The sequence below is a fragment of the Streptococcus sanguinis genome, from assembly GCF_020729725.1.
Lineage (GTDB): Bacteria > Bacillota > Bacilli > Lactobacillales > Streptococcaceae > Streptococcus > Streptococcus sanguinis_V.
In genome coordinates this window covers 1-1,793 of the sequence record NZ_JAJEPA010000027.1, presented here as the reverse complement: position 1 = coordinate 1,793, position 1,793 = coordinate 1, and the positions used below count along the sequence as shown (strand labels likewise).

General features: G+C 38.1%; 3 protein-coding genes and 1 pseudogene. All 4 read left to right on the top strand.

Annotated features, from left to right (window positions below):
• Positions 1–190: pseudogene (locus tag K4I03_RS12275) on the top strand (hypothetical protein); the annotation flags it as partial.
• Between the two features lie 25 nt (positions 191–215).
• Positions 216–908, top strand: coding sequence for a hypothetical protein (locus K4I03_RS12270; protein WP_227965615.1), 693 nt, complete (start codon positions 216–218; stop codon positions 906–908).
• Complete coding sequence (locus tag K4I03_RS12265; protein ID WP_227965613.1) at positions 895–1,197, top strand: hypothetical protein; 303 nt, start codon at positions 895–897, stop codon at positions 1,195–1,197. The genes K4I03_RS12270 and K4I03_RS12265 overlap by 14 nt, the downstream gene beginning before the upstream one ends.
• A 22-nt stretch (positions 1,198–1,219) precedes the next feature.
• The coding region (locus K4I03_RS12260; protein ID WP_227965612.1) for a hypothetical protein at positions 1,220–1,793 on the top strand (574 nt) is incomplete at its 3' end.

Genomic DNA, 1,793 nt, shown 5'->3' with positions numbered 1-1,793 from the left:
AATACATGAAGAACAAAAAGGATTAGATGCTGCTATAGTAAATAGATTGTTGGAAGTGGATGCAAAGCTTAATGAGGATAGTAATATACCTGAATGGTCTAATCCATATTACAAGGACTATACCACAAATGAAGAAAAAGAAAAATTAGAAGAGAAAAAACGGAAACTCTTAGAAAAACTTAAAAAATAAATATTAAATTTAGAAAGGAGAACCAATGAGCAAATTCATTGTTGATAAAATCAATGATCGCCGCATCGATATTGATTTAGGCGGACATTGGGAAGCGTTGATGAACTATATCAACCAGAATTATCCTGAATTTCATCTCTGGCCAGACAAAGCAAAAGATGATTGGATCCTAAATGGATTTGAGTTTGGTGAGGATAAACGTCCGCTTAAAAACTGGCTAGACCGTAGCTATGTAGCAAACTTCTCTAAAGGGAGTAAAGGTTACAAACAAGATAAAGCAATGCGAGAGCGGAATGATTTGAAAGAAATCGTTTGCTGGACACAAATGGTTGCTCAACAGACCGAGAAATTCTTGGGGAAGCTCTATGAAGCTCTGGATCAGATTGAAATTTCCATGCGAGGGTATGGCCTAGATGGAACTTATATCACAGCTGATGAATTGGACTACATGGGTTTATCAGCCTCGTTTGAAATTATCAATGGCTGCTTCGTAGCGACTTTTACAAGACTAACATCTGAGGACTGTTACAGCGTAGCTAAGTTTGCCAGAAAAGCAGTTAATGACGCTCTGGTAAATGAAAGTGAGGTGGGAGAGTTTTATAGCTGGTTTGACCTAGCTATGACTGACACCCATACCGCAAAAAGCCTGGTAGCTAATTTGACTAACTGGGCAAGTAAATTGGATAAATGGAAGGAGCAAGTGCATGGCTCAATCTAAAAGAAGCAAGGAAATTGCTGATTTAGTGATTGCCTACTATCTTAAAGAATCTGGCAAAGTAGAGCCTGTCATTTGTCCTTATGGGCATCCAGACATGGTTCATGACGTTTTGGAGCAGACTTCGTATGGAGTCTCTAAGCAAAATGCTCATCATGGGTGGGGAACACGCCATAGAAGAGGGGTTGATAGAATCAATCATGCTCTTAGGCAGGACAAGAGATTTAAAGAATGTCGTGTTAGAGGGCTAAGATTGATGGTTGGATTTGACTACCTTGGAGAAAATCCTTAGAAAAATGATGGAGGAATAGAAAATGACAGAAAAAATTTTAGAGCTAAAAACAGCTCAAGATATGGTCGAAAGCGACTTAAAACGTTATTTCATTGAAGTGAAGATTGAAGATCAGGAAGGCAATATCAAAACTAGTCGATATTCCAAGCGAAATGTGTCAGATGATTATGCTATTTTTAAAGGGAACGAGCTTCCAGAAGCAGAGGAGATTGTTAAATTTTATGAAACACTCTTTGCTGAAACAATCAAAAAAGCAGTTAAAGCGACGATTAAAGAAGACAAAAATGTGGATCCTTTTGCTGACAAGACTTCTTTGCTGGATAAAACAACAGGAGCTTATTACTCAGTCAATGACACCTATATTCACCACTTACTCATTCGGTATGTGGCCTTAAACCGATTTATTCAAGAGGGAGTAATCAATGCAGAAAATTACCTGGAAGTCCTAAATAACTCTTTTAATTGGGACAATTACAATGGGATTGCTTCCTTGCATGACTTTGAAAAGGAAAAAGGGTATAGTAGTCTCCAGCAGGACATGACCTTTGAAGATTTCAAGGAGTTTGCTGCTCGAACTACTTTTGATCACTATGGCG